This window comes from Chryseobacterium sp. MIQD13, assembly GCF_050496705.1.
Taxonomy (GTDB): Bacteria; Bacteroidota; Bacteroidia; order Flavobacteriales; family Weeksellaceae; genus Chryseobacterium.
In genome coordinates, this window is the sequence record NZ_JBNWAF010000004.1 from 178,381 (window position 1) to 204,864 (window position 26,484).

The 26,484-nt window shown below is 32.2% G+C and carries 22 protein-coding genes; 16 read left to right on the top strand and 6 right to left on the bottom strand.

Going from position 1 to position 26,484, the window contains the following annotated elements:
* Positions 1 to 6: 6 nt before the first annotated feature.
* Positions 7 to 1,251: a beta-ketoacyl-ACP synthase II gene (gene fabF / locus ACQWU4_RS17740; protein WP_429937094.1), complete on the bottom strand. Its 1,245-nt coding sequence runs from the start codon at positions 1,249 to 1,251 to the stop codon at positions 7 to 9.
* Between the two features lie 34 nt (positions 1,252 to 1,285).
* Positions 1,286 to 1,525 carry an acyl carrier protein gene (locus ACQWU4_RS17745; protein ID WP_002976354.1) on the bottom strand — a complete coding sequence of 80 codons (240 nt, stop codon included), beginning with the start codon at positions 1,523 to 1,525 and terminating at the stop codon, positions 1,286 to 1,288.
* A gap of 508 nt (positions 1,526 to 2,033) precedes the next feature.
* On the opposite strand from ACQWU4_RS17745, the gene ACQWU4_RS17750 reads away from it, so the two are divergent.
* The 8 genes from ACQWU4_RS17750 (at position 2,034) to ACQWU4_RS17785 (ending at position 12,098) form a co-directional block, all read left to right on the top strand.
* Positions 2,034 to 3,476, top strand: coding sequence for a hypothetical protein (locus tag ACQWU4_RS17750; protein WP_429937095.1), 1,443 nt, complete (start codon positions 2,034 to 2,036; stop codon positions 3,474 to 3,476).
* A gap of 406 nt (positions 3,477 to 3,882) precedes the next feature.
* The gene (locus tag ACQWU4_RS17755) at positions 3,883 to 6,093 is read left to right on the top strand and encodes a fibrinogen-like YCDxxxxGGGW domain-containing protein (protein WP_429937096.1); all 2,211 of its coding nucleotides are present in this window, start codon (positions 3,883 to 3,885) and stop codon (positions 6,091 to 6,093) included.
* A gap of 208 nt (positions 6,094 to 6,301) precedes the next feature.
* A complete protein-coding gene (locus ACQWU4_RS17760; RefSeq protein ID WP_429937097.1) occupies positions 6,302 to 6,718 on the top strand; it encodes a transposase in 417 nt (138 codons plus the stop codon).
* The gene (locus ACQWU4_RS17765; RefSeq protein WP_429937098.1) at positions 6,702 to 7,037 is read left to right on the top strand and encodes a helix-turn-helix domain-containing protein; all 336 of its coding nucleotides are present in this window, start codon (positions 6,702 to 6,704) and stop codon (positions 7,035 to 7,037) included. The genes ACQWU4_RS17760 and ACQWU4_RS17765 overlap by 17 nt, the downstream gene beginning before the upstream one ends.
* A 438-nt stretch (positions 7,038 to 7,475) precedes the next feature.
* Positions 7,476 to 7,697 (top strand): hypothetical protein, encoded by a 222-nt coding sequence (locus ACQWU4_RS17770; protein WP_429937099.1) that lies wholly within the window; start codon positions 7,476 to 7,478, stop codon positions 7,695 to 7,697.
* Between the two features lie 4 nt (positions 7,698 to 7,701).
* Positions 7,702 to 7,869 carry a hypothetical protein gene (locus tag ACQWU4_RS17775; RefSeq protein ID WP_429937100.1) on the top strand — a complete coding sequence of 56 codons (168 nt, stop codon included), beginning with the start codon at positions 7,702 to 7,704 and terminating at the stop codon, positions 7,867 to 7,869.
* A complete protein-coding gene (locus tag ACQWU4_RS17780) occupies positions 7,856 to 8,767 on the top strand; it encodes a hypothetical protein (protein WP_429937101.1) in 912 nt (303 codons plus the stop codon). The genes ACQWU4_RS17775 and ACQWU4_RS17780 overlap by 14 nt, the downstream gene beginning before the upstream one ends.
* A gap of 28 nt (positions 8,768 to 8,795) precedes the next feature.
* Positions 8,796 to 12,098: a sacsin N-terminal ATP-binding-like domain-containing protein gene (locus ACQWU4_RS17785; RefSeq protein ID WP_429937102.1), complete on the top strand. Its 3,303-nt coding sequence runs from the start codon at positions 8,796 to 8,798 to the stop codon at positions 12,096 to 12,098.
* Between the two features lie 329 nt (positions 12,099 to 12,427).
* Here ACQWU4_RS17785 and ACQWU4_RS17790 read toward each other — a convergent pair whose 3' ends face one another.
* Together ACQWU4_RS17790 and ACQWU4_RS17795 are read right to left on the bottom strand one after the other, a co-directional pair.
* Entirely contained in the window at positions 12,428 to 12,697 is a 270-nt protein-coding gene (locus tag ACQWU4_RS17790; protein WP_429937103.1) for a hypothetical protein, read from the bottom strand.
* A 60-nt stretch (positions 12,698 to 12,757) separates the two neighbouring features.
* A complete protein-coding gene (locus ACQWU4_RS17795) occupies positions 12,758 to 13,570 on the bottom strand; it encodes a hypothetical protein (RefSeq protein WP_429937104.1) in 813 nt (270 codons plus the stop codon).
* A gap of 360 nt (positions 13,571 to 13,930) precedes the next feature.
* On the opposite strand from ACQWU4_RS17795, the gene ACQWU4_RS17800 reads away from it, so the two are divergent.
* Together ACQWU4_RS17800 and ACQWU4_RS17805 are read left to right on the top strand one after the other, a co-directional pair.
* Positions 13,931 to 14,680, top strand: a complete 750-nt coding sequence (locus ACQWU4_RS17800) for a hypothetical protein (RefSeq protein ID WP_429937105.1) — start codon at positions 13,931 to 13,933, stop codon at positions 14,678 to 14,680.
* A gap of 46 nt (positions 14,681 to 14,726) precedes the next feature.
* On the top strand, positions 14,727 to 14,984 hold the full coding sequence (locus ACQWU4_RS17805; RefSeq protein WP_429937106.1) for a helix-turn-helix domain-containing protein: 258 nt from the start codon (positions 14,727 to 14,729) through the stop codon (positions 14,982 to 14,984).
* Between the two features lie 586 nt (positions 14,985 to 15,570).
* On the opposite strand, the gene ACQWU4_RS17810 is transcribed toward ACQWU4_RS17805, so the two are convergent.
* Entirely contained in the window at positions 15,571 to 16,020 is a 450-nt protein-coding gene (locus ACQWU4_RS17810) for a phage integrase SAM-like domain-containing protein (RefSeq protein WP_429937107.1), read from the bottom strand.
* A 336-nt stretch (positions 16,021 to 16,356) separates the two neighbouring features.
* A complete protein-coding gene (locus ACQWU4_RS17815) occupies positions 16,357 to 16,785 on the bottom strand; it encodes a very short patch repair endonuclease (protein ID WP_429937108.1) in 429 nt (142 codons plus the stop codon).
* A 185-nt stretch (positions 16,786 to 16,970) separates the two neighbouring features.
* Between ACQWU4_RS17815 and ACQWU4_RS17820 the strand changes: the two genes are divergently transcribed.
* Genes ACQWU4_RS17820 through ACQWU4_RS17845 form a run of 6 tightly spaced genes read left to right on the top strand, consistent with a single transcriptional unit; the run spans position 16,971 to position 26,391 of the window.
* Positions 16,971 to 18,200, top strand: coding sequence for a DNA cytosine methyltransferase (locus ACQWU4_RS17820; RefSeq protein ID WP_429937109.1), 1,230 nt, complete (start codon positions 16,971 to 16,973; stop codon positions 18,198 to 18,200).
* Entirely contained in the window at positions 18,197 to 18,703 is a 507-nt protein-coding gene (locus ACQWU4_RS17825) for a hypothetical protein (RefSeq protein ID WP_429937110.1), read from the top strand. The genes ACQWU4_RS17820 and ACQWU4_RS17825 overlap by 4 nt, the downstream gene beginning before the upstream one ends.
* Positions 18,704 to 18,748: 45 nt before the next feature.
* Positions 18,749 to 20,206: an ATP-binding protein gene (locus ACQWU4_RS17830; protein ID WP_429937111.1), complete on the top strand. Its 1,458-nt coding sequence runs from the start codon at positions 18,749 to 18,751 to the stop codon at positions 20,204 to 20,206.
* Positions 20,203 to 23,040 carry a Z1 domain-containing protein gene (locus ACQWU4_RS17835; protein WP_429937112.1) on the top strand — a complete coding sequence of 946 codons (2,838 nt, stop codon included), beginning with the start codon at positions 20,203 to 20,205 and terminating at the stop codon, positions 23,038 to 23,040. Before ACQWU4_RS17830 ends, ACQWU4_RS17835 begins: the two co-directional genes overlap by 4 nt.
* A 3-nt stretch (positions 23,041 to 23,043) precedes the next feature.
* Positions 23,044 to 24,012 carry a PD-(D/E)XK motif protein gene (locus ACQWU4_RS17840; RefSeq protein ID WP_429937113.1) on the top strand — a complete coding sequence of 323 codons (969 nt, stop codon included), beginning with the start codon at positions 23,044 to 23,046 and terminating at the stop codon, positions 24,010 to 24,012.
* A gap of 3 nt (positions 24,013 to 24,015) precedes the next feature.
* Positions 24,016 to 26,391 carry an AIPR family protein gene (locus ACQWU4_RS17845; protein ID WP_429937114.1) on the top strand — a complete coding sequence of 792 codons (2,376 nt, stop codon included), beginning with the start codon at positions 24,016 to 24,018 and terminating at the stop codon, positions 26,389 to 26,391.
* Positions 26,392 to 26,484 lie beyond the last annotated feature (93 nt).

Below are 26,484 nucleotides of genomic sequence, written 5' to 3' on the forward strand. Positions count from 1 at the left end.
TTGAATTTAGATTTTCTTAAATAGAACGCAAGCATTGTGCCCGCCAAATCCAAAAGTATTGCTCATGGCTACTTTTACATCTTTCTTAACAGCTGTGTTGAATGTGAAATTCAGTCTGCTGTCAATATTTTCATCATCAGTAAAATGGTTGATGGTAGGTGGAACCATACCATGAATAATAGTTCCTAATGCAGCGATAGCTTCAATAACTCCGGCAGCACCCAGAAGGTGGCCTGTCATTGATTTTGTAGAATTAATCTGAATATCATAAGCGTGCTCGCCCAGTAATTTTGAAATTGCGTTGGATTCTGCAATATCTCCTAATGGAGTAGACGTACCATGCATATTGATATGGTCTACTTCATCAGCAGTCAGGCCTGCGTCTTCCAGACAGTTTTTCATTACCAGATAAGCTCCTAATCCTTCAGGATGCGGGGCAGTCATGTGATGTGCATCTGCACTCATACCACCACCTTGTAATTCTGCATAAATTGTAGCTCCGCGTTTTACCGCGTGCTCATATTCTTCAAGAATGATACATCCTGCTCCTTCACCTAATACAAAGCCATCTCTGTCTTTATCAAATGGTCTTGAAGCTGTTTTAGGATCATCATTTCTTGTAGAAAGTGCCATCATTGCATTGAATCCACCGACACCACTTGCTGTTACGGCTGCTTCAGAGCCTCCGCATACAATAACATCTGCTTTTCCAAGCTGGATAATCATTTTGGAATCAATAAGAGCATTGGCTGAAGATGCACAGGCAGATACCGTAGTATAATTTGGCCCGTGAAAGCCATACTCAATAGAGATATGTCCAGGAGTGATATCCGCGATCATTTTAGGAATAAAGAACGGGTTAAATCTTGGAATTTCCGTGTTTGCCCATCCTAAAACCTCAGTTTCGAAAGTTTCCAAACCTCCGATACCGGAACCCCAGATTACTCCGACTCTGTTTTTATCTACATTGTCCTCTATAATTCTGGAGTGTGCTACCGCTTCTCTTGCGGCTACAAGCCCAAGTTGAGTGTTTCGGTCCATTTTTTTTGCTTCTTTCTTATCGAAATGCTGCAGTGGATCGAAACCTTTTACTTCGCAAGCGAACTTGGTTTTAAAGTTTGTGGCATCAAAAAGAGTAATCGGAGCAGCACCGCTCTCACCTTTAAGAAGATTTTCCCAGTATTCTTTTGCATTATTTCCAATCGGTGTTATTGCGCCAAAACCGGTTACAACTACTCTTTTTAATTCCATAAACTTTTAAAATTTTCTTTTTTGTTGAAGAATATTATTTATTTACTACTTCTTCGATGTAAGCGATAGCGTGACCTACAGTAGTAATTTTTTCAGCCTGATCATCAGGGATTTGAATGTTGAATTCTTTTTCAAATTCCATGATTAACTCAACTGTATCCAATGAGTCAGCTCCTAAATCGTTAGTGAAGCTAGCTTCAGGAGTTACTTCTGTTTCTTCAACGTCAAGCTTATCAGCGATGATAGCTTTTACTCTTGATGCAATGTCTGACATAGTAAATTATTTTTTTAATTGTTAGATGGTGCAAATATATAAAATTCTTCACGATAAAACATTTTTTTAGTCTTTTTTGTGGGTAGACTATACTTATTTTGCGGTGAAAGGTTTTAGTGTTTTCGTTTTCAGGTGTTTATATTTATTGAATAGTGGGTGTTTCAATATGATGAAATAAGATCAATATATTAAACAGGACTCTTGATTTATATTTTTAACAGATATAAATTTACTTGCAGAGCTTCGTCATTGTAGGATCAAGAATGCAGATTCTTTATTGAATGCGCTGATTCTGCAGGAATTTAGTAACTTGCAGTGAAAATAACCTGGAAACTCTGATCAAAATACGCAAATTTCTGAGACGAAAATAGATGCAAAAAATGCTGCAGGATAGATTCTGGGGAACCAGGTTTGATGATAAAGTTTACTTTATTTAATGATTTTTTGAATGATGAATAAATTTATTTTTTTCCTCACTTTTATTTTTTGCAGTTTAATAAAAGCACAGGTGGCAACCCGTACATCTGTTGACAGTTTATGGACTTTAGTCAACGGCAAAGGTATATATGCTGAAAAGGGCAGTAAAGAAATGTTGAGATTATGTACTGAAATATACTATCAATCTCACAACATAGATTATGAACCCGGTAAATTGAGGGCTTTGGTGAAAATGTCCGAAATCTATAGTAATGAAGGAAATTATAAAGAATGTTTCAATAAAATTACAGAAGGGCTTGCGCTGGCTGAGAAATTAGAAAACTATATAACCTGGTCAGATTTACTTTTGCTGCAGGCAGGTATTTATACAGATCTGGGATATTTTAAAAAGGCAGAAAATAATTTTCCAAAGTGTTTACTGATTGCTGATAAAATCCCGAAAAGTGATAACAGACATACCATAAAATCAAAGATTTTCAGGCATATTGCATATAATATCGAAAAGGGGAGTTCAGGAGCCCAAAAACTTGATTCCGTTGAGTTTTATTATCATATGGCTTATATGGAAACAAAGAAGCTAAGCGATAAATTTCCTGATAAGAACAGGTATGTTGCAAAAAATGCTAAAAATATAGCTGCTATCTCCATAGCCCAGAACAAAATTCCTGAAGCTGACAAGTATTTGAATGAATTTGAAATACTGGCAAAAGATGAAAAACCAAATTCTGATTATATCTCTTTTTATATTCTGAAAGGAAAAATTGAAAATAAAAAAAAGAACTATGATAAGGCTATTGAGTACTTCAATAAATCGACAGATCTTTTAAAGGAATATAAAATACTGCCTTCAAAATTAGTGGAGAACTATTCTGGAATTGCAGAATCTTACGGGGAGATCAAAGATTATAAAAATCAGGCTATCTATCTTGCCAAAGCAAAGGATATATCAGACAGCCTTGCAATGAGCAATATCAAAATGACAGAAAAGGTAGGTGCTGCAGAAAATGAAAAGAAAAACAAAAACAAAAGTTATAATATTGTTTATATTTTAATTGCTGCCATATCTGTTCTGTTACTGTTATTTTTATTGTTTATCTGGAAAAACAGACGTAAAAAAGAAGACAATATTTCGAACGGGAATGATCATGAGAAATTGATTGCTTCTGTTGCCAACACTAAGGAGATACAAAAGGATGAGGAAAAAGGTAAGGAAGCTGATTTTAAATATTTAAACGATATTATTGAACTGGCACAAAATAATGATCAGTCTTTTCTTATTAAATTTCTGGATGTATTCCCTACATTTAATAAATCCCTCTTGACTATAAGCACCCAGCTGACTCCAACAGATATTGAGTATTGTGCCCTGATTAAGCTTAATTTTGATACCAAGCAGATTGCTACAATAAAGAAAACGTCAATAGCTTCTGTAGAAAGCAGAAAATACAGGATAAGAAAAAAGCTTAATATCAGTAATTCTGAAAATATCTATATCTGGATGGCAAAGGTTTGAAATTCTAAACATCTGTAAATCAATAAATTATAATAATGTCAGTTTTGCTGACATATTTTGTCATAAAATACCAGCCCGAATTTTTCATAGTTAGCAACTCTATCCGATAGCTTTGCTTCTGAATAGAAAATGCATTCTTTTTTGGAGGAAACAGTATCAATCTGTAAAGTATTCTTTCCGAAATAAAAACTTCCATTATCATATCTCAACCGGCTCTGAGGGATAGCGGAACTGGAGGGAATAATTAGCGTTAATATATAATTCGCTGTGTTTCTCCGGTAATTTTAATTTCTCGGTTTATTTTCTGAAAACAGGTACAGGTGAATTCTGAAGATATCAATGGATTTTCTAGGATAAAATAATGAAAGTGTAAAAAAAAATCTTTATTCATTAAACTAAACCTACTATGAAAAAAAAATTACTGATTCCTTTGGTATTTGTATTTTCATTTGCCGTTCATGGGCAAGTTGGAATAAATACTGAGGCACCAAAAGCAACTCTGGATATTGTGTCCGGGACATCTTCTGTAATTCCGGCGGGTGTTATTGCTCCACGGATAACGGGTGATGACCTTAAGGCTGCGGACCTTAATTATGACACTGATCAAAATGGTGCAATTGTTTATGTAACGGAAGCAGTGGGTGTGTCTTCTAGTAAAACAAGTAATGTGGCACGAGAGGGTTATTATTCTTATAATGCTATTGAGCAAAAGTGGGAAGCTCTTGGAAGTGCGTCTGAACCATGGTTTTCTAAAATAACAAATAACGGGTCGGCCTCTAATACTGAAAATATTTACCAGCAGGGGCAGATTGGAATAGGAAGTTCCACAATAGATACTAATGCACAATTGGATATAACTTCTTCAACCAAAGGAGTTTTATTTCCAAGATTAACAACTGGTCAAAGAGATGCCATTCCTGCTGTTTTGGCAAACGGACTTTTTATTTATAATGTGTCTACTAATTGTTTCAATTACTATGATGGAGGTATGGCACGCTGGCTGAGTCTTTGCGGTGATATGGGACCTGCTACTTTTACAATATTTAATTGTGATGCACCATCAGGACCTAATCCTTCTTATACTTTCAGACAGGGGACAAGCTTAAACGGGAATCCGCAGGCAACTTATAATGTTGTTTTAAATGTAACAGAACCGGGTAATTATACTATCAAAGTTTCTACAGCCAATGGATATTCTTTTTACAAAACCGGTGTATTTAGTTCGACAGGACAATATACGGTGACATTGGAAGGTTCCGGAACTCCTGTTAATCATAATGAAGGAACTGTCCCTGATGATGCTGTAACTTTGGAATTCAATGGAATTCCCGTAACACCATCCTGTACACTTCCTCCTGTTAATGTATTGTCATCGGGAGCGACTATAACCGGTATTAATTGTACAAGTGGTATCACTTATGGCTCCGGGACTTATACGACAGGGCAAAGTTCTTTCTCTACAGCTACAGATTATATTGATGTTGCAGTAACTATTTCAGGAAGCGGCAATGTGACCCTGGAAACGAATACCCAGAATGGGCTTAAGTTTTCATCCGGTTCTGTTGCAGTTACCAGCTCAACTACATCTATACGTATGTTTGCTCAGGGTAGCATAGGCAGTACTCCTGGAGTCGCCAACTTTACACTGCAGAATGTGACACCTAACTGTAGTGGTAATATTTCCAGAACGATAGTATCATCAAAAGGTTCATTTGCAGATCCTGCGAACAGATGTACGGAAATTTTAAGTCAGAATCCTTCTGCTCCGGATGGTTATTACTGGGTGAGAGATGCATCAAGTAATAAATACAAAACATATTGTGATATGAGCAATGGTGGCTGGACTTTGGTGAAATCTTTATCTGAAAAACAAATTTTAGTGGTAGAACGTACCCAGAATGAATCTATCGGTTCTCAAGGGGCCAGAAATGTAGTTACTACTCAAACCGGAGTTTTTAATGAATATGCATTTTCTGTACCAGCAGCAGTTGTAAATAATATTGGAAATTCTACAGGTTCTACTAAAAATTTCAGATTTACTATTAAAGAGAAGGGACATCAGAATACAGGTGCACTTACAGCTTCTATCGTAGAGAGTACTACAACAGCTCCAATCAATGACAATTGGACATTGAATAATTACTGGAATGTTGTTATTAATGATGGAAATCCTGCGACAGGTAACTATAATAATGATAATAATACAACTGAAGGTAAGCTGTTTGGCTTCGCATGGGGTAAACCTGTTGCCAGTTCTAATGCTTATCAGTTTAACGGAATTAATTTTGTAATCAATCCTCCGGGAATGTATAGCCAGGCTGGTTTCTTTACGGGATTTTATGGAGGTCGTGGTTATGTATCAAATAATAATGTGACCAACAACCTTACTTATACTTCAAGTAATGGCAGTTCTGCAACCTTTAATAAATATGATATCAACGACTTGTTTGGGTTGTATATGAATGCTGAAAACCAACTGAATCACCATATCGGTACTTGTTCAAACAGTACAGATGATTATGGAGGTGCGAGTGCTTGTAATAACGGCTGGTCCAACTGGAGACCTCATAGTTTCAATAACGGTGAAGGTAGAATCGTGCAATATTGGGTAAAATAAATAACACGTAGTAATTATTAGCAGTCATCAATAAAAAAGATGGCTGCTTCTAATGAAATTTTGATAAAAAACAGTCTTTCAGGCGGGCTGTTGAATATTTAAAAACCAATAAAATAGATTTATAATCAAAAAATAAAACTTTAAATAAAGATTCTAAAAACATAAATGCAATTTCAAAATGATAGATTTTGATTTCAAAAATATTCATATGGGTTCTATAATATATCATAGAATCATAGAAAGTGAAATAGAAATATCCCGTGTCTGTAATTTTATGAAGTATACAGAAGAGGAGATCAAAGCTGTGTGCGGGGCTAAGAGTGTAGACTCAGAGGTACTTTTAAAACTGAGTAAAATTCTGGGATACGATTTTTTCAGAGTTTATACACAACATCTGATATTGTTTGCGCCTTCTGCAGGTAAATGTAAACCCGGTTCCGGAAAAGAGAAAACAGAGATGCCCCAATTTCGAAAGAATATTTATACAAAAGAGGTGGTTAATTATATTCTGGAGCTGTTAGAGACTGGCGAGAAAACAAAGAAAGAAATCGTCAATGAATATAATATTCCGAAAACAACCTTATATAAATGGATAAAAAAATACGAATATGAGCACTCAGCCTAACTATAAAAAAATATATGAAGAGATAGTAGCCAGAAAATATCCTAAAAAGGAAAAGCAATGCCGGCCATTTTTTGCAAAGGAGAAGTTTTCTGCATTGGATGTACTTAAACTTGATGAAATCATCTTTGGCTACAAAAATAATGAAACAGAAGTTTTTAATCAAAAGCATCGCTCTTACGACAGGGTTTCTATTTTGAAAATCTTAGATTATCAAAAGAACAATAAATTAAATAATACCCAACTGGCTCAACATTTTAGTCTTAGCAGAAATACTGTTGCAAAATGGAAAAAGATGTTGTCGATCCAGGCGGATAAATAAAATCCCAGTATAGTTTTCATAGGGATATGTGTTTAATGTTAAGTTCCGGATGATAAGTTTTTACAGAAAATGTAGTTGATATGCTTTGATTGAACTGTAAAGCTTAAAATCTGGATTTGGTTTAGTCCAAAAACAAAAGAGAATCTTTTATAGATTCTCTTTTAGTTTTTTAGTGGAGTTGGAGGATATAGAATCTAATCAGAATATCAGAACCTTGAGTTTACTTATAAACTTTGCTACCACATTTAATTGAATATAGTACATTGTATAAATTCGTATTCATAACCTTAAAGGTAATAAGTTTTTATATGAAGAAATATAGCATTTCTTAATGTTTAAAGAAAGATTACCTCAGAGTAAGATATTGAAATGATGTTTGTACGGAATCCCATATTATTCTCACATCCTTTTTTCTATATTTGATAAAAACTTTAAAACATGAAAAACTTTATTGAAATTAAGGGCTGGAATGATGTTGTTTACAAAGTAAACATAAACCAAATTACACACATTTATACACCGGATAAGCCAGAAACTCCAATGGAACAAAATTTAAATGTCATTTTATCTCGTGTCTTTCTAAGCTGTGGAACTGAAATGGTGACAAAGTCATCTATTGCAGAAATTGAGCAACTTATTACTGACGCATCTAATAAATAGCACAATGGAAGAAAAAACAATACCAATTTTCGATTCTTATCAAGACGCAATCGATTATAGGGCAAATAACTTTACCTATAATCCTCATGCAAGATTTTATACCGTAAGAGTTCTTGACAGATTTTGGATTACTAAAGCTGTAATAATTGCACCAGCTGGTGAAATTAAATAAGTACAATCATTCTTTCGAAGATATTGCAGTAGCTGAAAATACTTCCGATCAAGATTTAGATCTTAAATTGTATAAAAAATTACAGGATATTGAGTTTGAATCCCGAAAAGAAACGATTGAGGTTCTAAATAATAGCGACGAGGAAAGTGCTGATGAATTAAAAGAGAAGTATTCAAAATTATTTGAAGAACTTTCTGATATCAATAAATCGAAACTTGCTCAATATGTAGTTCATCGGAAATATATTATACAACTTTTCGAAAAATCTCTTGCCTTAAACCAAAGCGGTAAATATGAATTGGAGGATACAGTTCACAGTATTATTTATCCTACAAAAACAGATTCCAATCAAATTGATTTTAATAATCAGAATCTTTGGATTATTGACGAGCGACTAAGTTTTCACCACTACCTATCTTCAGATAAACCATTAAATACGATTGATGGGTTTGAGTATGACAGTTCCGACCGTCCCGATTTAATGATATTTAACAATCCAATTTCTTATGTTGAAGGAGATGAAGCACCTTTTAACTCTATTGTTTTAGTCGAATTTAAACGGCCAATGCGAAAAGGATATAATGAAACTGATGATAATCCAATTGTTCAGTTGTATGATTATGTTAGAAAAATTAGAAAAGGCAAAAAGCTAACGAATGATGGAAGAACCTATGATATAGGTGACCACACTAGATTTTATTGCTATTTGGTTTGTGATAGAAATGAAAAAATAGATGAATATGCTGAAAATGCTCAGTTGGAGAAGACTTTCGATGGACTTGGATGGTACGGTTACAATAAAACATTAAAATGTACGATAGAAATTTTGCCTTTTAATCAAGTTTTATCAAATGCTAAAAAAAGGAATAAGGTCTTATTCCATAAATTAGGAATTTAATAAATTAATCATAAAAACTAAACTAACCATGAATTTTAATGAAAACATTAACAAACAACAAAATTTACCAATAGAGAAAGTTGATGAGGATGATGTTGATGCAATTATCAGAAAAAATAATTACAAACTCACTGCCGATAAAATTAAAGAAAAACTCAGTAAAATATTAAATGATCCCTCACAATCAGCCAAACGTTGGATATGGGAATTGATGCAGAATGCTAAAGATGTAAAAAATAAATTTGGAAAAGTTTCTGTTGAAATTGAATTGTTTAATGATCAATTGGTTTTCAGACATAATGGAGATCCTTTTAAAATGGCTAATGTAACTGGACTAATTCAGCAAGTAAGTTCGAAAGATTCAAACAATACAGATGAGGAGGTGACAGGTAAATTCGGTACAGGTTTTATTGCAACACATCTTCTGTCTGACGTTATAACAGTAAATGGAATTGTTTATCATAAAAATACTCATAAAGAGTTTGAAGTTGTTTTGGATAGAGGTGGCAGAACATCTGAAGAATTACTACCTAAAATTGAAGATGCTTTAGAGAAAGTAAGAAAAATAGATACAGACTCTTCTTTTAGAACTATAGAAAACTATGAAAATGACAGAGAAGAAGAACATTATCATACTTCTTTCAGCTATATCTTAACAAATGATGAAAAGAAAGATGCGGCTAAAGACGGGATTGCAGATGTGGAGAACACATTACCTCTGACATTGGTTAATGTTCCTAAAATAAAGCAAGTAAAAATTATTAATCAAATACAAAATACAATAAATACTTATAAAAGTGAAGATATTTATGATGACGGACAGATAAGGAAAATTCAGATTAAAGTAAGTAATGGTAAATCTCGCTATTTCATTACATATTACACAGCAGAACTTTCATTATCTGTGGAGGTGAATGATTTTGAGAACCTAAAACTAATAGAACATTTTGGAAAAACGCCAAATTTGTATCGGGATTTTCCGTTAATAGGTTCGGATAAATTTTATTTTCCTTTTGTGTTCAATGGAAATAAACTACATCCTACCGAAGAACGTAGTGGAATTCCTATACATAGCGAAAGTGCTGCTGATCACCTTGATAACAGAAGGTTAGTAGAATCAGCCTTTGAGGCTGCTAAAGTATTTACTAATTATCTTTTGCAAATTGGCGCTCAAAATCTATATGTCTGTGCTATGTCGAGATTGCCTGATGAAAAATGGCAATCGGCATCAAAACTTTGGTACGAATCATTACAAAAAGATTATCGTAGTTTTTTAAATAAAAAGGCTTTGATAGAAACCGACTTTCTTGAAAATGGAAAACAAAATATAGAATTAGATTTTGCATACTTACCATTTTACTGCGATAATGAGAATGATAGATTGAAATTTTATAATATTGTAGCGCCATTCATCGGTAGAGATAAAATACCTAAAAAAGAGCTTTTAATAAACTGGATTAAAGCTTCAGGCCCCAAAGATGAGCTAAAAAGTTGGGGCAGAAACATTAGGTATTCTATTGTTGAGTTGCTGGAAGAATTACAAGGATTGAAAAACCTTGATGCTTTATCTGGCAAAATACAAGGTGAAATAAAAGCAATTGATTGGTTAAACAGCTTATACGCTTTTTTAATAGAGTATAAAGAGACTGACTACTTAAAAGAATTTGCAATTATTCCTAATCAAAACAACTGTTTTCAAAAATTAACTCCGGATACATTACATTTAGAAGATAAAGAATTTAATATTCCGGATGAATTTTTAAATGTTTTAAATGACTTAGGGGATGATTGGAAAAACAAGCTAATTCATCGGGAGGTTAAAATGCCTGGCCAAAATATTGAAAAAAAAGATTTATTATTGGCCTCGAATAGAATTAATGAAATCATAAAAAAGGATGATTTTAGAAAACGACCCAATTACTTTAAAATAGTTATTGATATATTACGGAATATTACATCATTGGAAAATACTGAAAATTTTAGAATCGAAATTTTCCAGAGAGGTAAACAACTTTTTCGTTTTGAAGAAAATGTTAGAAAAGTATCTAATACAGCGAATTTTAACTTCCGTAATGCATTAAATATTTACATAGAAGATTTTAATTCTGAAATTGAAAGTCTTGTAAATATCTATGGCTTATCTAAAAAATTAAATATTGATAAGCCTGCTGCTGTATTGTGGCTTGATAATTATTTAAATAGATTGCTATCAAAACAGGATTATTCACACCATATACAGTTCGGAAATATTGTTCCCAATCGATATGAAGAATTTTGTGCTTATGATGACTTAAAAAATTTCGGTACAAAAGAGTCTCCACTAGATGATGATCTTATATTAATTTTAAATAAATTAGATACATCACAGGATTGGAATAAAAAATTAGTATTAGATGGCATTAATATAGATTGCCAACCTAAAATTTTTGAAGAATTGGCAGTGTCAGTGGATTCAGCAATAATAGAAATAGAGAAACAGGAAGCTATCGAAATCGGTTACATTAATTCTTTTAAGGAGTCTATTTTTAAATTAATTGAATGGTGTAATCAAAATGAAAGTCGTTCAAATTATTTGAAACATTTCAAACAACGTAAGAATGATTTATGGGTCAAATTTTCTATGACCAATGAAATTCTTACTTTAATAAAAGATGAAGAAGCAATAGGTACATTAAGGTTGATTAAAGAGTCTAAAGTCTCTAAAGAGCAACTGGCAGATTTATTAGAGTTTTATCCGAATGGGCTGCCACAAAATTTAATGGACTATGCAAAAGAAGACTCCCGTAAGAAAAAGGAATTTAGTAATTTATTAAAGATAGGATCAAAAGTGGAACAATTATTTGTTGAAACTCTTAAAGATTTTAATTTTTTAAGTAATAGGGAAGAAATTGTTCACGCTGGTGGAGGTTCATATGATATCAGGGTTTCTAATCCGGAAACAGGTAAATCATTTTATATAGAATTAAAATCTTGTAAATTTCAAAATACAGATCCGATTAGTATTGCAATATCTCAAGCAAAAAGAGCTGTCTCGGAATTGAAAAATGAAAATTTTGCGATTGTGGTTATTGAAAGAGCTAATGAAAATGTAATGGATGTAGAATATGTAAGGAAAAATTGCAAGTATTTTAAAAATCCAGGTGAGTATTTATTCCATATTGTTGATGGCTATAATACAATTGAAGAAACAGCAAACAAAAATGAAAAAGTTGATCTTAGAATGGATAACGCTGAATTTAAGGGTTCACTAAACTATAAATGGGTTTTAGATAAAATCGGGGATTCAGGTTTTACCGAACTGATTAAAGATATAAATAAAGTTTTATTATAAGGCGTTTAATTTTAAACTGACTATGTATCCGAATTGATGATTCCTTTATAAATAGTCTATTGGAAAAGTTTTAATTGCAGTGCTTTTGTATATATTCTTTGAAGGAATAATGAGTAAAGCCTGAAAATATTTCAGGCTTTTTTTACTTTTTATTAACTACTTTTAAGACTTGGTGTCTTTGGAATGTTCCTCTGTTATCTACATAAGGATTTCCTATTTGGTTTGGGTAATTGGGTTTGTTCCTTTTGAGTTACTTATTGTTAAAATTTTATATATTCTTTTATAATAGCAAATTCGAAATTAATACCAAAAGATTAAGAATATTATTTTTAATCTTTTGAGCGGTAAACTTTCCCACATATGAAAAGATGATATGCAAAAAGAATCATCAGGAAAAAACAAATATTTGTCCCATTGTCCAAGGTGGATGCCGTTTTATAAATTTTATTTTTAAATGTGTCACTTTCAAAATCTTCAAAAGATATTCCCAATGCGTCATGGAGTGTATTGTAAAAATTAATATGATTGTCGATTACAGCAAACGAGAGAATAATTCCTAAAATGCTGATCAGAATTCCGATTAGAGACAGTATTTTCATTGATTTAGTTATTAATTATTATAATTTTTTATGTATCTGATATGAACGGAAGTTTAAAACTTAGTAGCCTCTGTTATTTTTTAAATCTTCCTCGCATTTTAAAGAACAAAATTCTTTTTCGTTATTTACAATACATTGGTATTTCCGATTATGATTGTCATCTAATTCGTAACTTTCAATGCAAGATTTTGGACTAACGGTAAATGCACCATATATAGAGGCAAGTATTTCTAATGGATCGTTGGATTTTGGTTTTACAACTAACCTTAATAAATCTTTTGATGTATTAATTGTACCATCGATACTAATTTCTTTTCCGCACCATTTACATTCTTTAATTCCCATACTACATGTTTCACCATTTCGTATTAATGGATCGGGGTTTGGATCACTCATTATTTTCTTTATTTTGATTAGATTTTCGGAGGATAAACCGTCATATTTTTCGGTCAGTTTTGCATTGTTAACAAGATTTTCTGCTTCCGGTGTGATCTCGATATCATTCCATGAAAATGTTTCATTATCAATATTGATTCCTTCCAAGGTTTCATTATTTTCACTGTCATTATTTACAGAATATGTTTGGTTATGATGTTCGGTTACAATTTTATTAGTAAACCGGAAATCCAATTTTTCTTTCCTGTCAAAATAATCATACATAATCAAGACTACGAATGAAAAAATGAAATAAGCAAACCAGTTTGAAAACGCCGTAACTTTAGGTAATTCGTTCTCATCATCTTCTATTACAAAAGAGTAAAGTATTACTGATAAAATTTTTAATATTATAATAAGACCGAAAAACGGTAACAGAAAAGTTGTAGAAATGAGTGACTCAAAGTCAAGATTTTCCAGGTATTCAATGAATTTCATGGTGTCTTCTCTATTTTTTATAATAGTCTAACTTTTTATCTTTCGTTCCGTCACCATTTTGATCATAATAGTCGTAATCTTGAAGAATAAGTTCATTCGCGTTGCTATGCTTTATGTAGTATTTCTCACCATCAATATCTAATATGTTGGTGGAAGAATTATAAGAATATGGATATGTCTCAATGCTTCCAATTTGCTGACATTGATTAGTTGAATAGTTTAAGACATAGTTAGTTAAAAGGTATTTACTGTTGGTAGTAAACTCATGTATTGCCTCTATTTCACATTTTGCATGATTGTATGATTGTATGAATTTAAAGGTATATCAGTTTTTCCATTTAGGGTTACAGTTTTATACCGGTGCCATTTACCGATGAATTGCTTTATAAAACGGTAATTAATGATAAGAAGATACAGGAAATGTTTAATTATAAGATAAATGATGATTACATAAATAGTATATTCCATTCATTTAAATCAATAAATAATAATATTAAATATTATATATATTCTGATATAAGATTATTATATAATGGTGGTTCACCACCCCTTATATATATGTGTGGAAAAGTTGAAGAAATGACAGATGTAAGGGAGTTTAAGAGCATGAATTTTCATGTGGATTTTTATCGGCATATTTCAGATTATTTAAATTTGAATATGACTCGGGAACAGATTAAAGAACGTTTTCAGCTGTTTCTCAATAATTCCGGTGACCGTAATAAAGACTTTATATCAAACTGTATGAGAAGATATTTTCCGAATGTCAACAGAATTGTTGAGTTCTTCTTAAGACTCAAATTTGAAGATCCTCAACTCAGACTTAAATACAAAAATCCATTTTCCCTATTACTGCAAAGAATTGAATCGTATCATTTATTACAGGTTGGAGTTAAGAGTTTCTGTAATCACTTTCCCAAGGAACCGGTGGTCACAATACATGATTCAGTGATTGTAAAAACAAGTCATAAGAAGCAGATGATAAAGTATCTTAAAGATGCAACCGAAAAGGTTATTGGAATTCCTGTCAGATTTGATGTTAAAAACTCAGATCCTTTTGAAAGTGTTGATGACCTTATTAACCAATACTTAAACGGTTGCCGAATTTAGTTTACATCTAAACTGCGACCAATACAACTAATTAAAAAATAAAAAAATGAAAAACATATTAATTTTAGAAATAACGAAACAGGAATTGCTGCAGGAATTGAGGGATACTGTTGTTAAGGAAATAAAACTGTTGTTAGAAGATACAGACCGTAATAAAAAAACACTTCTGACACGAAAAGAAGTATGTGAACTTCTTGATATCAGTGAATCAACTTTAAACAGATGGACGAAGGATGGACGACTTATGACCCACAATAAAGGAAACAGAGTTTATTATAAAAGATTTGATCTTGAAAACTTTTAGATTTAAAAGATGTCGTGGCAGCACGACATCTTTTTTTATGCGTCTAACAATTCAAGTTTTTTCAGTATTAAATCCTTTTATTTAATTGCCTTCTCAAGTTGAGTATTCTGATCGTATAATTCCACCATTGCCTGAGTTTTATGTCCGGTGTTTGTCATTATTCCCTCATCACCTAAAATGTGCCGGAAATTTGTAACAAAAGACCTTCTGCAAATATGTGACGATATTAATTCCCATTTTTCGTAAGTATCTACTACTTTTCTGTTTCCCACCATTTTGCCTCCCACCAACTTTTCATCCAGATCGGCTAACTGACAGACGGTTTTTATATAATCATTAAATTTCTGATCAGATATTTTTCTTGGAAATTGCCCGTTTCTCTTAGTAAGTATTTCTTTTACTTTGGGAATTAAAAATATAGTAATTTCATCATTTGTTTTCTTCTGAGTAAAAGTTAAAAAATCTTCCTGTACAATTTTTTCATGGTTAAAGTTTAAAAGGTCTGAAACTCGCTGTCCGGTAAAACATCCAATTAATAACCAATCCTTAGCGTTTTCTAAATAATCATGAGGTAGTTTAACTGATTCTATTTTTTTAGTTCTTCAAATGTAAGTATGGGGTGTTTATAATTTTTTGGTGTTACATAAAACGACCAGTTGGCAACATCCTCACTGACTTTAATTTTACTTGATTTTCCAAACTTTATAATTGTTTTAATGATCTTGAGTTCTTTTACAATTGTTATTTCTGAATATTTTTTTTCTCCACACCAACGGGTAAATTTATCTCTGAAACTGTCATTAACATCTTTAACTGCAAGATTAGGACTTATTTTATTTATCTTACCTTTTATAACCCTGAATTTACTGATTGAGGCGGCAGTAATGGGTTTATGTTTACCTAAAGAAAAAGTACTTTTCTCTTTAATGTATTTTTCGATAAGTTCAGAAATTAATATTGGAGACTGTACAGGTTTTAATGTTTTTGATGGCGTATTACCATAATTTTTTGCAATAAAAACCCTTAATCTTATCACTGTTAATTCGGTAATTATTATCTAAAATAAAACCGTTCAAAGAGACTTTAAATTCACTTAATTTTAGATTTAGGGAATCTATATTTTTGTTAAGTAACTTATCAATTTCATTTTTGGGATTCCGTTTTCGCAGACTTTCTCGGTAACACTCATTTTCTGAATCCCAATGTTCCGCTAGGATTGAGAATGGCGTTGTAAGGACAATATCATCTTTTCTGCCCCTTCGGTATCTGAAACTGATTTTTGTTTCCCCGGTTTTTTTTCTTAAATAATATTTTATACTCATGGATGCCCTATTTCAGGCTAATATCTGGCAAAAAAATGAATTTGCAATGGTTATGCTAAAAGATTATTGTGGAGTTCATGAATCAATTTTTCTACTGTCTGATCTAAATTGTCTTTTTTTAACTCACATTCCCACACTGTTATAACTTTCCATCCCTTTTGAAGTAGTAATTCAGTGTTTTTTTTGTCTCTTTTCTTGTTGCCGTTAATCTTATCAGTCCAGAATTCAGTTCTGGTTTTCGGAATAACATAATATCTGCAATTTTGGTGACCGTGCCAAAAACAGCCGTTTACAAAAATTACCGTGTTATATTTTTTTAAAACAATGTCTGGTTTTCCTGGTAAATTCTTATTATTTATCCTATATCTGAAACCTTTAGAGAAAAGAAGTTTCCTCAACAGTATTTCAGGTTTGGTGTTTGTTCCTTTTATCTGCTGCATATTAAATCTTCTCTGCTCCGGTGTGTGTGTGTCACTCATAATTATATAATTTACGGGTTCCCGTATCTACAATGGGTACAATAGAAGTAAATTTACAAAAAATGTATTTGAATAAGGATTATAGGTAATTTTACGGTATTTTATTTTACAGAAACATCGTAATTTTGTAGATTGTAAAAAATAATTAGTTAAACAATTATAGGTATTGTTTAAAGTTTAATAAAATGTCAAAACTAAAATTTATAGATCTATTCGCAGGTGCAGGTGGTCTCTCAGAAGGTTTTGTGAGAGCGGGATTTATACCTGTTGCACACGTCGAAATGAATAAAGACGCATGTGATACTTTAAGGACCCGAACTGCTTTTCATTGGCTAAGAGAGGAGGGGAGAATAAGTGAATATAATGATTATCTTCACGGAACTATAACAAGGAAAGAACTTTGGTCTAAAGTCCCGGATCATCTTATAAAATCTGTAATTAATACAGAAATTTCAGAAAAAAGCTTACCCACGATATTTGAGCAGATTGATGAAGAGTTGGGAAATGATACGGTTGATTTGGTAATTGGTGGTCCGCCCTGCCAGGCATATTCTGTAGCCGGAAGAGTAAGAAAAGATATGACAGATGATCCAAGAAATCATCTTTACAAACATTATGTTGAATTTTTGAAAAAGTACCAGCCTAAAATGTTTGTCTTCGAAAACGTTCCAGGAATACTTTCTGCTAACAATGGTCACTATCTTCAGTTAATTTTTGATGCAGTAAGAGAAGCAGGTTATGAACTTGATAAAAAAGTATTGAATGCACAGGATTTTGGTGTGTTGCAAGATAGAAAAAGAGTAATCATTATAGGTTGGAAAAATAATTTAGAAATAGAATATCCAAAGTTTTACAAGATTGAACAGAGATTTGAAGTGGCGAAACATCTTTTTTCTGATCTTCCAAAAATTAAAAGCGGTCAGGGTGAGTGGGGAGTTTCTCCATATATTCAAGATACTAACGATTATTTAAAGGCTTCCGGTATAAGAAACGGTATTGAATTTACTACACAACATATTTCCAGATTCAATAATGAAAATGATCTTGAAATATATAGAATTGCTGTTGATAAATGGGTTAATGAAGGTAAGCGTTTAAATTATGCTGAACTTCCTCCAAGACTAATCAAACATAATAATACTAAAACATTTACCAACCGTTTCCAGGTTGTTAATCATAAAGGTGTTTCTCATACTGTTGTTGCACATATATGTGCAGATGGACATTATTATATACACCCGGATATTAGTCAGAACCGCTCTATAACGGTAAGAGAGGCGGCAAGAATTCAATCATTTCCCGATGACTATTTCTTTGAGTCAAGTAGAACAGCAGCATTTAAGCAAATCGGAAATGCTGTACCGGTACTAATGGCGCAGGGAATTGCCACCACAATAAAGGAAATGATGAGATGATAAATTGGCAATATTATCCCAAAAGAAAAGAAATACCGACACATTTAAAAGACATTGTGGATATTTTCAATTTCAATGAGAAATCAATATCTTCAGAGATACATTTTTTACATAGTAATGAGGTTTTGCAAAAGATAACTTCAAGTCTCTTGAAATTGAATTATAAAGTTGAATTGTCTAAGAGGGCTAATGATAAAATCAAAGTTCCGGTTTTATTCGGTATGAACGGTAGACTTGAAAAATATTTTGATGCTGATGCCTACAATGAAGAATTTAAAACGGTAGTAGAAGTTGAGGCAGGCAGAGCGGTGACGAATTATCAATTTTTGAAGGATCTATTTCAGGCTTGTATGATGCATGAAGTAGATTATTTGGTAATAGCAGTTAGAAAAAGTTATGCAAAAAATCAAGATTTTCAAACTGTAATGACTTTTTTTGAAACATTATATGCATCAGGAAGATTGACTCTTCCATTAGAAGGAATATTAATAATTGGTTATTAATTTACAAACAAAAAACTAATAAGACTGAATCATACTTATAATTAAATGCACGAATTTAAAGCCGAAATAGCCAAACCAAATCCCAAATCAACAATTAATTCTTACCGAAGCTTTGGGTATAATTTATCGACTGCGATTGCGGATATCATAGATAATAGTATTTCTGCAAATGCCAATGAAATCTCTATACATTATAAATGGGAAGGCCAACACTCTTTTATTTCCATTAGAGATAATGGAGATGGAATGAATAAGGACGAATTGGTTTTAGCAATGACTCCAGGAAGCAAAGATCCCGAAGATGAACGTTCTGAAAAAGATTTAGGACGTTTTGGAATGGGATTGAAAACTGCTTCGTTTTCTCAATGTAAAAGATTGACTTGTGTTTCTAAACGAATAAATTTTTCAACAATAAAAAGATGTTGGGATATTGATTTTATTAATGATGAAGAAGAGTGGCAATTATTAGATTATATTTCTGATTCAAGTTTCCTTAATGAAATAAATGAACAAAAATGTGGAACGCTGGTTTTATGGGAGAAATTAGACAGAATAGTTGGCAAAGCTGAAAGCAACAACGAGAGTGTAAAAAATGCATTTTACCAGGAAATGGAAAATGTACGTGAGCATCTCGGTTTGGTTTTTCATAAATTTATCGAAAGTAGAAGAATAAGAATATTTTTTCAAAATGAAGAAATCGAACCATATAATCCTTTTTTACTAAACCTTGACCCAAAACCAGAAATGGGATTGCCGGAAAAATTTGGAGATGTAGAGGTTACCTATTTTGTTTTGCCTCATATGTCTGAAATTGGCAAAGAAGATTACGACAAAACGGGAGGTTCTCTTGGTTGGCTTCAACAACAGGGCTTTTATGTTTACCGTGGAGATAGATTGCTCGTTTCAGGAGATTGGTTAGGATTGGAAAAGAAAAGGGACTACGCCAAATTAGCCAGAATATCAGTCAATTTTTCAAATTCAAATGATTTTAATTGGAATCTTGATGTTAAAAAATCTACAGCAGCACCACCAATAGAAATCCGTCGGGAGCTTTCGAGGATTGCGAAAATAGCAATTATGAAATCTGCTAAGATCTATAATTGGCGGGGGCAAAAATCTATCTCTCAAATTTCAAATTCAAATTTTGAACCTTTGTGGAAAGATGAAATTACTCGTGAAGGAATCAAAAAATATAAGATCAACAGAAAACACCCGATAATTAATTCTTTGTTAGCTGACAAAAATAAATTGATGTCAAAGGCATTGCAGCTTCTCGAAGAAAATGTTCCTGTGGAGCTTATTCTAAACAACCAAAACGAAGATCCAAGCTTTCACGAATTAGAAAAACATTCTGAAACTCCAAGTGATGATTTGCTGAATTTAGCTGTTGAATTATATAAAATTTACATTCAGCAAGGTATTCCGGAATCTTTGGCAAAACAACAAATTATGTCTTCAACACCTTTTAATTTATTTCCATTAATTAATAACTATTTGAAATGAACGATGTAAACCAAACAGCAAAACTTATTTGTCACGCCTATCTAAATTTAGTTCCTCGTGATACAATTGATGATAATACAATTTTAAAAATTATAAACGATAAAATTTCGTCTGCAATAGAGTTTCAAAATGTCGACAAGGAATTATTGTTTGAATTACTCCGTGCCGATTTTAGCATAGGAAGTGGGGCAATCACAGAACTTTATGATGAGAATGTTACACCTTGGCTTAACGATGAAAAGGTAAATATCGACTTTGAATTATGGAATAGATACAAATTGGATATGCAGAAGAATGACCCTTCTTTTCCAGTTAACGATTTGGACGATTTTACAGATAAAATCCTTGATAAATGTGTAAATCCAAAAGAAACAAAATCATTTGACAGAAGAGGAATGGTTGTTGGTCACGTTCAATCAGGTAAGACTTCTAACTATGTCGGTTTGATTAATAAAGCTACTGACGCTGGCTACAAAGTAATTATTGTAATTGCAGGAACAATTAGTTCATTAAGAAGACAAACCCAGGAAAGAATTGATTCTGGTTATATTGGTAGAAATAGTTCTGCGTTCATCAGAGAAAATGAAAATAAAATAATAGGCGTTGGAAAATATAAAGTAAATACAGATATTTATTCTTTAACTTCATCCTATTACAAAAATGGGGATGAAGGTGATTTTAGTCAGTCGGTTGCGAACAGATTAAATATTCCAATAGGAAAAAATCCGGTTGTTTTTGTTATTAAAAAAAATAAAAGCATTCTCGAAAACCTTATTGATTGGTTTTCGAAAGATGTTAATGCAAAGATTGTTGATGGAACTCCAAAGCTGTTTGATGTTCCTGTTTTGGTAATTGATGACGAAGCTGATGCCGCTTCTGTTAATGCAAGCAAAAGTATTGAAGACATCAAAACCATCAATAGATTAATAAGAACTTTACTTAATTTATTCAATCAGAATACATTCATAGGATATACTGCTACACCTTATGCAAACTTGTTTATTTCGCAAGAGCATAATGAACAACTGACGACAATTGTAAAAAATAAAGAATACAAAATCGGGGAAGATTTGTTTCCACGAGATTTTATTATCAACATTAAAGCACCTACAAATTATATCGGTGCTTCGAAAATATTTGGTTTTGAAAATCCTAATGGAGAAGAAAAAGATCCTTTGGACATTTTCAGAGCAATTGATGACTACGATCCACCATTTTTCAAGACTATTAATAAAAATAATAAGGAGGAATTACCGGAATATCTTCCTGAAAGTTTAGAAAAAGCAATAAAGTCTTTCATTCTTACTTGTGCAATACGAAGATTACGAGGACAGGAAAATAAACATAATTCAATGCTTGTTCACGTTGCGTTGTTGGTAAAATGGATTGACAGGGTGGCTTACTTAGTAAACGAAAAGACGAAAGAATACGCCAATGCTATTAGAAGTGATGATACCAAGATTTTACAGGAACTAAAGGGATTATATGAATCAGATTTTGTTCCAACTACTGAAAATGTGTTAGAAAATTTGGATTACAAAGATATCAGAATTAGACAGCATTCTTGGGAAGAAGTAAAAGGGGAATTAAAAAAAGCAGTTTCTAAAATTGATGTTCGTTCTGTTCACGGAACTCGTTCTACAGCAAATTTAGAATATCACAACATTGAAGAAATTGATTATAATAGATACGAAAACGGTTTGTCTGTAATCGCTGTTGGAGGAAGCAGATTGTCACGAGGAATTACATTGGAAGGTCTATCCGTAAGTTATTATTTACGAACAACAAAAATGTATGATTCCCTGATGCAGATGGGACGCTGGTTTGGCTATCGACCGGGTTATGTAGATTTGTGCAGATTATACACTACGGAACAGATTTTTGAATGGTTTAACCACATCACAATGGCGACTGAAGAAATGCGGAACGATTTTGATGAAATGACTGCTTCTCATCAACGTCCGAAAGATTTCAGATTAAAAGTTAGAAATCATCACGGTTTAATGACAATTACAAGTTTGGCAAAACTACATTTCTCGAAAAAAATTGAAATTTCTTTTTCCGGAACGAATCCGCAGACCTACCAATTATTGAAGACTAAGTCTGCAATTGAAAATAACTTTAAAGCACTTAATAATTTAATTTCAGTAATTGGGTTTCCTGAAGCTCAAAACAGGAAGGAGACACGAGGAAAAATTAGATATTTATATTATCCTAAAATTGATATTGAACCAGTTTGTGATTTTATTGATTCTTTCAAAATTGAACAGCCGAGCATTAAAAATGCAACCTTAAGCGATTATATTAAAGCTCAATATAAAGATAATACCATTAAAGAATGGAATATCTGTATAGTTTCTAATACTGATGAAAAAGTGTTTATCGATTACATTGGTAATACACCATTAAATGAAAGACAGGAAAAAGAAGATGTAATGACTTATGATTTACATTTCAATAATGAATCACTGACATTAGGGTGTAGTGTTCGTAACCAACCAAAAATCACTCGAGGAAGCGACTTTTATTTGATTGCAAAAAATCAGATTGATGATTTGAAAGATAGACAAGTTGATTTGACAGTAAATGAGTTGACAACGAATAAAGAAATAAAAGAGCAAAGAGCTTCTGAGAAAAAAGGCTTGCTTTTAATCTATGCTTTAGATGAAAGAGGAACACCGAATGTAAATAACGGAATTCCAATAATTGGTTATAGTCTTCACTTTCCAAAAATTGAAAATGAAGTAAAAACGTCATATACGACTACGATTTTTGATGGTTTTGATGAAGAACCACAAGAAGATGATGATTCCCCAAACGACGATATCGAATAAGTCATGGTTAATATTAAATCAATCTGGGAAACACAGAAGCCAACCGGTGACATCATTATAAAAACAAGAATTGGAGAGATTCCACATCTAAATTGTTACGCTGCAACTAATAACATCACAGGACTGCATTTATACATAATGTCGGTTTCCAAGAATGTAGAAATCCCGGAACTTAAAAATTACCGTTTCAAGGGCGTGGAGATTTTCAGTGTGGAAACTGATGATTTTTGTGAGTTGAATATTTATTTGTTAGACAATGACTTAAAAGATATTTTTTCTTTGTTCATCCAAAATATTCTGGAGGATGTTGCTAAATGTGTTACAGAAAATGAAGCAATTACGAAAACACTTAACGTTATTTCTAAATGGAAAAAACTTTTTGATAAAATAAATTTCAATGGTTTAAGTATTGAACAACAAAAAGGTTTGATTGGCGAATTGCTTTTTATCAACCATCTTTTAGACTGTCAAAAATCTCCCTCAACTGTACTAAATGCTTGGACAGGACCAGATTTTGAGGATAAAGATTTTGTTTTTGGAGGAATAGGAATTGAAATTAAATTGACATCTTCAAAATATCCAAAAATAAAAATTACCAATGAAGGACAATTGGACTCGCAAAATTTAACCGAATTATTTTTGATTCTCTTTATCTCTGAAGATGTGAAAGATAATGGTTTTACACTCAATTCTTTAATCAGTCAAACTCGAAAAAAACTGTCTGTAAATATCGATGAACTTAAGTTTTTCAACGAAAGACTAATGCTTTTAGGTTATTTTGACGAAGATAAAGAACACTATAATAAAATGTTTTCTTTAAAGAGAACTCATTCCTATTCTGTTTCAGAAGAGTTTCCGAAAATCATCAAGAGTAATCTTCCTATTGGCATTTACAATACTTCTTATTTTATCGAACTGTCCGCTGTAGATAATTTTTCAGTCGAAATAGATGAGATTACCCAAAATATTTAATGAATGGAAAAAGCATTAAAAAATTACATAGAAGAACTGAAATCAGATGTGGCTTCTTTGGTTTACTCAGATGGAGAAGGTGCAAGTTTTGAAGATAAATTTACAGAATACTGCATCGAAGTTTTTGAATCAATCGGAAAGTCTGAAGGAGCAAGAGTTTTGTCTTATATTCACCCCAATAATCAAGGCGGAATCGATTGGAAGATTAACGGCTATTGTCTGAAAGACCAATTTAGAGATGAAAATAACAAAACATATTTTGAAACTTTAGATTTATTCATTACGAGTTTTAGAAACGACAGTTTTGAGTATAATATTCAGAAAGATGAATACACAAAGTCTTTGAATCAAATCAAAAGATTCATCAATTCATCACTGAAAAGACATATTGATTACATCGACCATTCGCATACAGAACTCAACGAACTGATAAAAATTATTGGTAAACAAGGAAAAGATTTTGACAGAATTAATGTATATTTTCTTATCAATGGTTTTTCAAATCATGAAAAAGAAAAATTAGAAATTAACGATGTTGATGTTTCCGTTCATACTTGGGACGTTACAAGATTATTTAAAATAAACGAAACAAACAGCGTTCACGAGCCGATTGAAATTGAGTTTGAAAAATTTACCCAAGAAGGAAAAGGGTTGCAATGTCTTCAGGTTCCAAGCATCGACGAAATGTATGATTGTTATTTGGCGATTGTCCCTGGTGAAGTTTTAGCCAATTTATACAAAGAATTTTCTAACGAATTACTGGAAAGCAATGTCCGTGCATTTCTTGGTCAGGCCGGAAAATTCAACAAAGGAATTCGGGATACCATTCGTACAAAACCACAAATGTTTTTACCTTACAATAACGGAATTACTGCAACCGCCGAAAGCGTAGAAACAAAATCTGTTGACGGACAAATGGTCATCACTAGACTCAATGATTTTCAAATCGTAAACGGGGGGCAAACGACAGCTTCACTTTATCATACCCAGAAGAAATTCAAAGATGCAGATTTGAGCAAGATTTTTGTCCAAATGAAACTAACGGTTATAAAAGATAAAGAACAGAAAAATAGTGAAGTACCTAATATTTCAAGATTTGCCAACAGCCAAAACAAAGTCTCTGAACTTGATTTGTCATCGAACAATCCTTATTTTGTTCAGATCGAAAATCTTTCGAGGAAAAAATACGTAGTGAATTCGGAAAACAAAAACCAATCACTACTTTGGTTTTTTGAACGTGCAAACGGGCAGTATCGTGAAACGCTGAATAAGCAAACCCCAAGTCAGCAAAAAAAATTCAAGGAGCAGAATCCTTCTCATTTGAAGTTTGTGAAGTCTGATGTTGCGAAGTTCATTAACCTATGGGAATTGGAACCTCATTTTGTTTCACAGGGTTCACAGAAAAACTTCATTCATTTCACCAAAAAAATCAATATTTTAGTTAGTAAAAATAAATTACCGGGGGAAAATTTCTACAAAAAAATGGTAGCTAATGCGATTTTATTTAAATCAACAGATAAATTATTCGGGCGAAAAGGGGTTGATGCTATTGGTGATACCAACTTAAAATCTTTCACTGTAGCTTATACGGTTTCTTATTTCCATTATTTGACAGATAACCGACTGGATTTATGGAAAATTTATGAAGACCAAAAAATAGATGATTTTTTAATGCTTGAACTCAGAAAACTTTTGGTTTTTGTATATGATCATTTAGTAAAAGAAGCTCATAACAGTTTGATATCTGAATATGCTAAAAGAGAATCTTCGTGGAATAAATTGAAAGAAACACATTACGTCGAAGATTTGCAGGTTATCCTTAGAGATTATTTAATTTCTACAAAAGAAAAAGAAGATCGAGAAAGTGAAAAGGATATCGATACAAATGATGAGGAAGATAGGCTTTTTATTATCAGTGAAATCCACAAATTTGGATTGAAATTTTGGGATGGTTTTGTTCGTTTTCTCGAAAATAACTCCTTGGAAGGATTTAACAAAAATTCGGTTGAAGAGGTTTTAAAAGCTATTCAGAAAAATAAAAACTTCTTACTAAGAGATATAACCATCGGCAGGAAAATGATTAAGTATTTAGCAGAAGACCCTTCTTTTCTTTTAGATATGAAAGTTCAATCTAAATTAGAGGACAAAGAATCGGTTGAAATAAAGTATATATTTGATCGTCTAAAGCTTCTGGCAAAAGATGATTGGAAAAAAATAATTGACTTGGCAAACCATACTAATATTTTTACAATACCTGAATTAGGTAATGTAAAATCTATACAATCATCATTGTCAAAAAATGAACGGATTAAAGAGCAGTCATTATTGAAAGCCTATGAATCAATAAAAAAATTAAAAAGATTTGGAATTAATGTTTAGTCATCTAAATTTAATACTAAACTCTTTTTTTAGAATTATTTCTGTTGATATAAATTGCTTGCCACCACCATTGCTACCATTTGATTGAAATCT

Excerpts from the sequence above, each read along its gene's own strand:
- ACQWU4_RS17815 (WP_429937108.1), bottom strand. The coding sequence starts at position 16,785 with ATGAGTGACACACACACACCGGAGCAGAGAAGATTTAATATGCAGCAG.
- ACQWU4_RS17805 (WP_429937106.1), top strand. The coding sequence starts at position 14,727 with ATGAAAAACATATTAATTTTAGAAATAACGAAACAGGAATTGCTGCAG.
- ACQWU4_RS17775 (WP_429937100.1), top strand. The coding sequence starts at position 7,702 with ATGGAAGAAAAAACAATACCAATTTTCGATTCTTATCAAGACGCAATC.
- ACQWU4_RS17820 (WP_429937109.1), top strand. The coding sequence starts at position 16,971 with ATGTCAAAACTAAAATTTATAGATCTATTCGCAGGTGCAGGTGGTCTC.
- ACQWU4_RS17760 (WP_429937097.1), top strand. The coding sequence starts at position 6,302 with ATGGGTTCTATAATATATCATAGAATCATAGAAAGTGAAATAGAAATA.
- ACQWU4_RS17845 (WP_429937114.1), top strand. The coding sequence starts at position 24,016 with ATGGAAAAAGCATTAAAAAATTACATAGAAGAACTGAAATCAGATGTG.
- ACQWU4_RS17795 (WP_429937104.1), bottom strand. The coding sequence starts at position 13,570 with ATGAAATTCATTGAATACCTGGAAAATCTTGACTTTGAGTCACTCATT.
- ACQWU4_RS17830 (WP_429937111.1), top strand. The coding sequence starts at position 18,749 with ATGCACGAATTTAAAGCCGAAATAGCCAAACCAAATCCCAAATCAACA.
- ACQWU4_RS17770 (WP_429937099.1), top strand. The coding sequence starts at position 7,476 with ATGAAAAACTTTATTGAAATTAAGGGCTGGAATGATGTTGTTTACAAA.
- ACQWU4_RS17745 (WP_002976354.1), bottom strand. The coding sequence starts at position 1,525 with ATGTCAGACATTGCATCAAGAGTAAAAGCTATCATCGCTGATAAGCTT.
- ACQWU4_RS17825 (WP_429937110.1), top strand. The coding sequence starts at position 18,197 with ATGATAAATTGGCAATATTATCCCAAAAGAAAAGAAATACCGACACAT.
- ACQWU4_RS17765 (WP_429937098.1), top strand. The coding sequence starts at position 6,702 with ATGAGCACTCAGCCTAACTATAAAAAAATATATGAAGAGATAGTAGCC.
- fabF (WP_429937094.1), bottom strand. The coding sequence starts at position 1,251 with ATGGAATTAAAAAGAGTAGTTGTAACCGGTTTTGGCGCAATAACACCG.
- ACQWU4_RS17785 (WP_429937102.1), top strand. The coding sequence starts at position 8,796 with ATGAATTTTAATGAAAACATTAACAAACAACAAAATTTACCAATAGAG.
- ACQWU4_RS17790 (WP_429937103.1), bottom strand. The coding sequence starts at position 12,697 with ATGAAAATACTGTCTCTAATCGGAATTCTGATCAGCATTTTAGGAATT.
- ACQWU4_RS17835 (WP_429937112.1), top strand. The coding sequence starts at position 20,203 with ATGAACGATGTAAACCAAACAGCAAAACTTATTTGTCACGCCTATCTA.
- ACQWU4_RS17840 (WP_429937113.1), top strand. The coding sequence starts at position 23,044 with ATGGTTAATATTAAATCAATCTGGGAAACACAGAAGCCAACCGGTGAC.
- ACQWU4_RS17755 (WP_429937096.1), top strand. The coding sequence starts at position 3,883 with ATGAAAAAAAAATTACTGATTCCTTTGGTATTTGTATTTTCATTTGCC.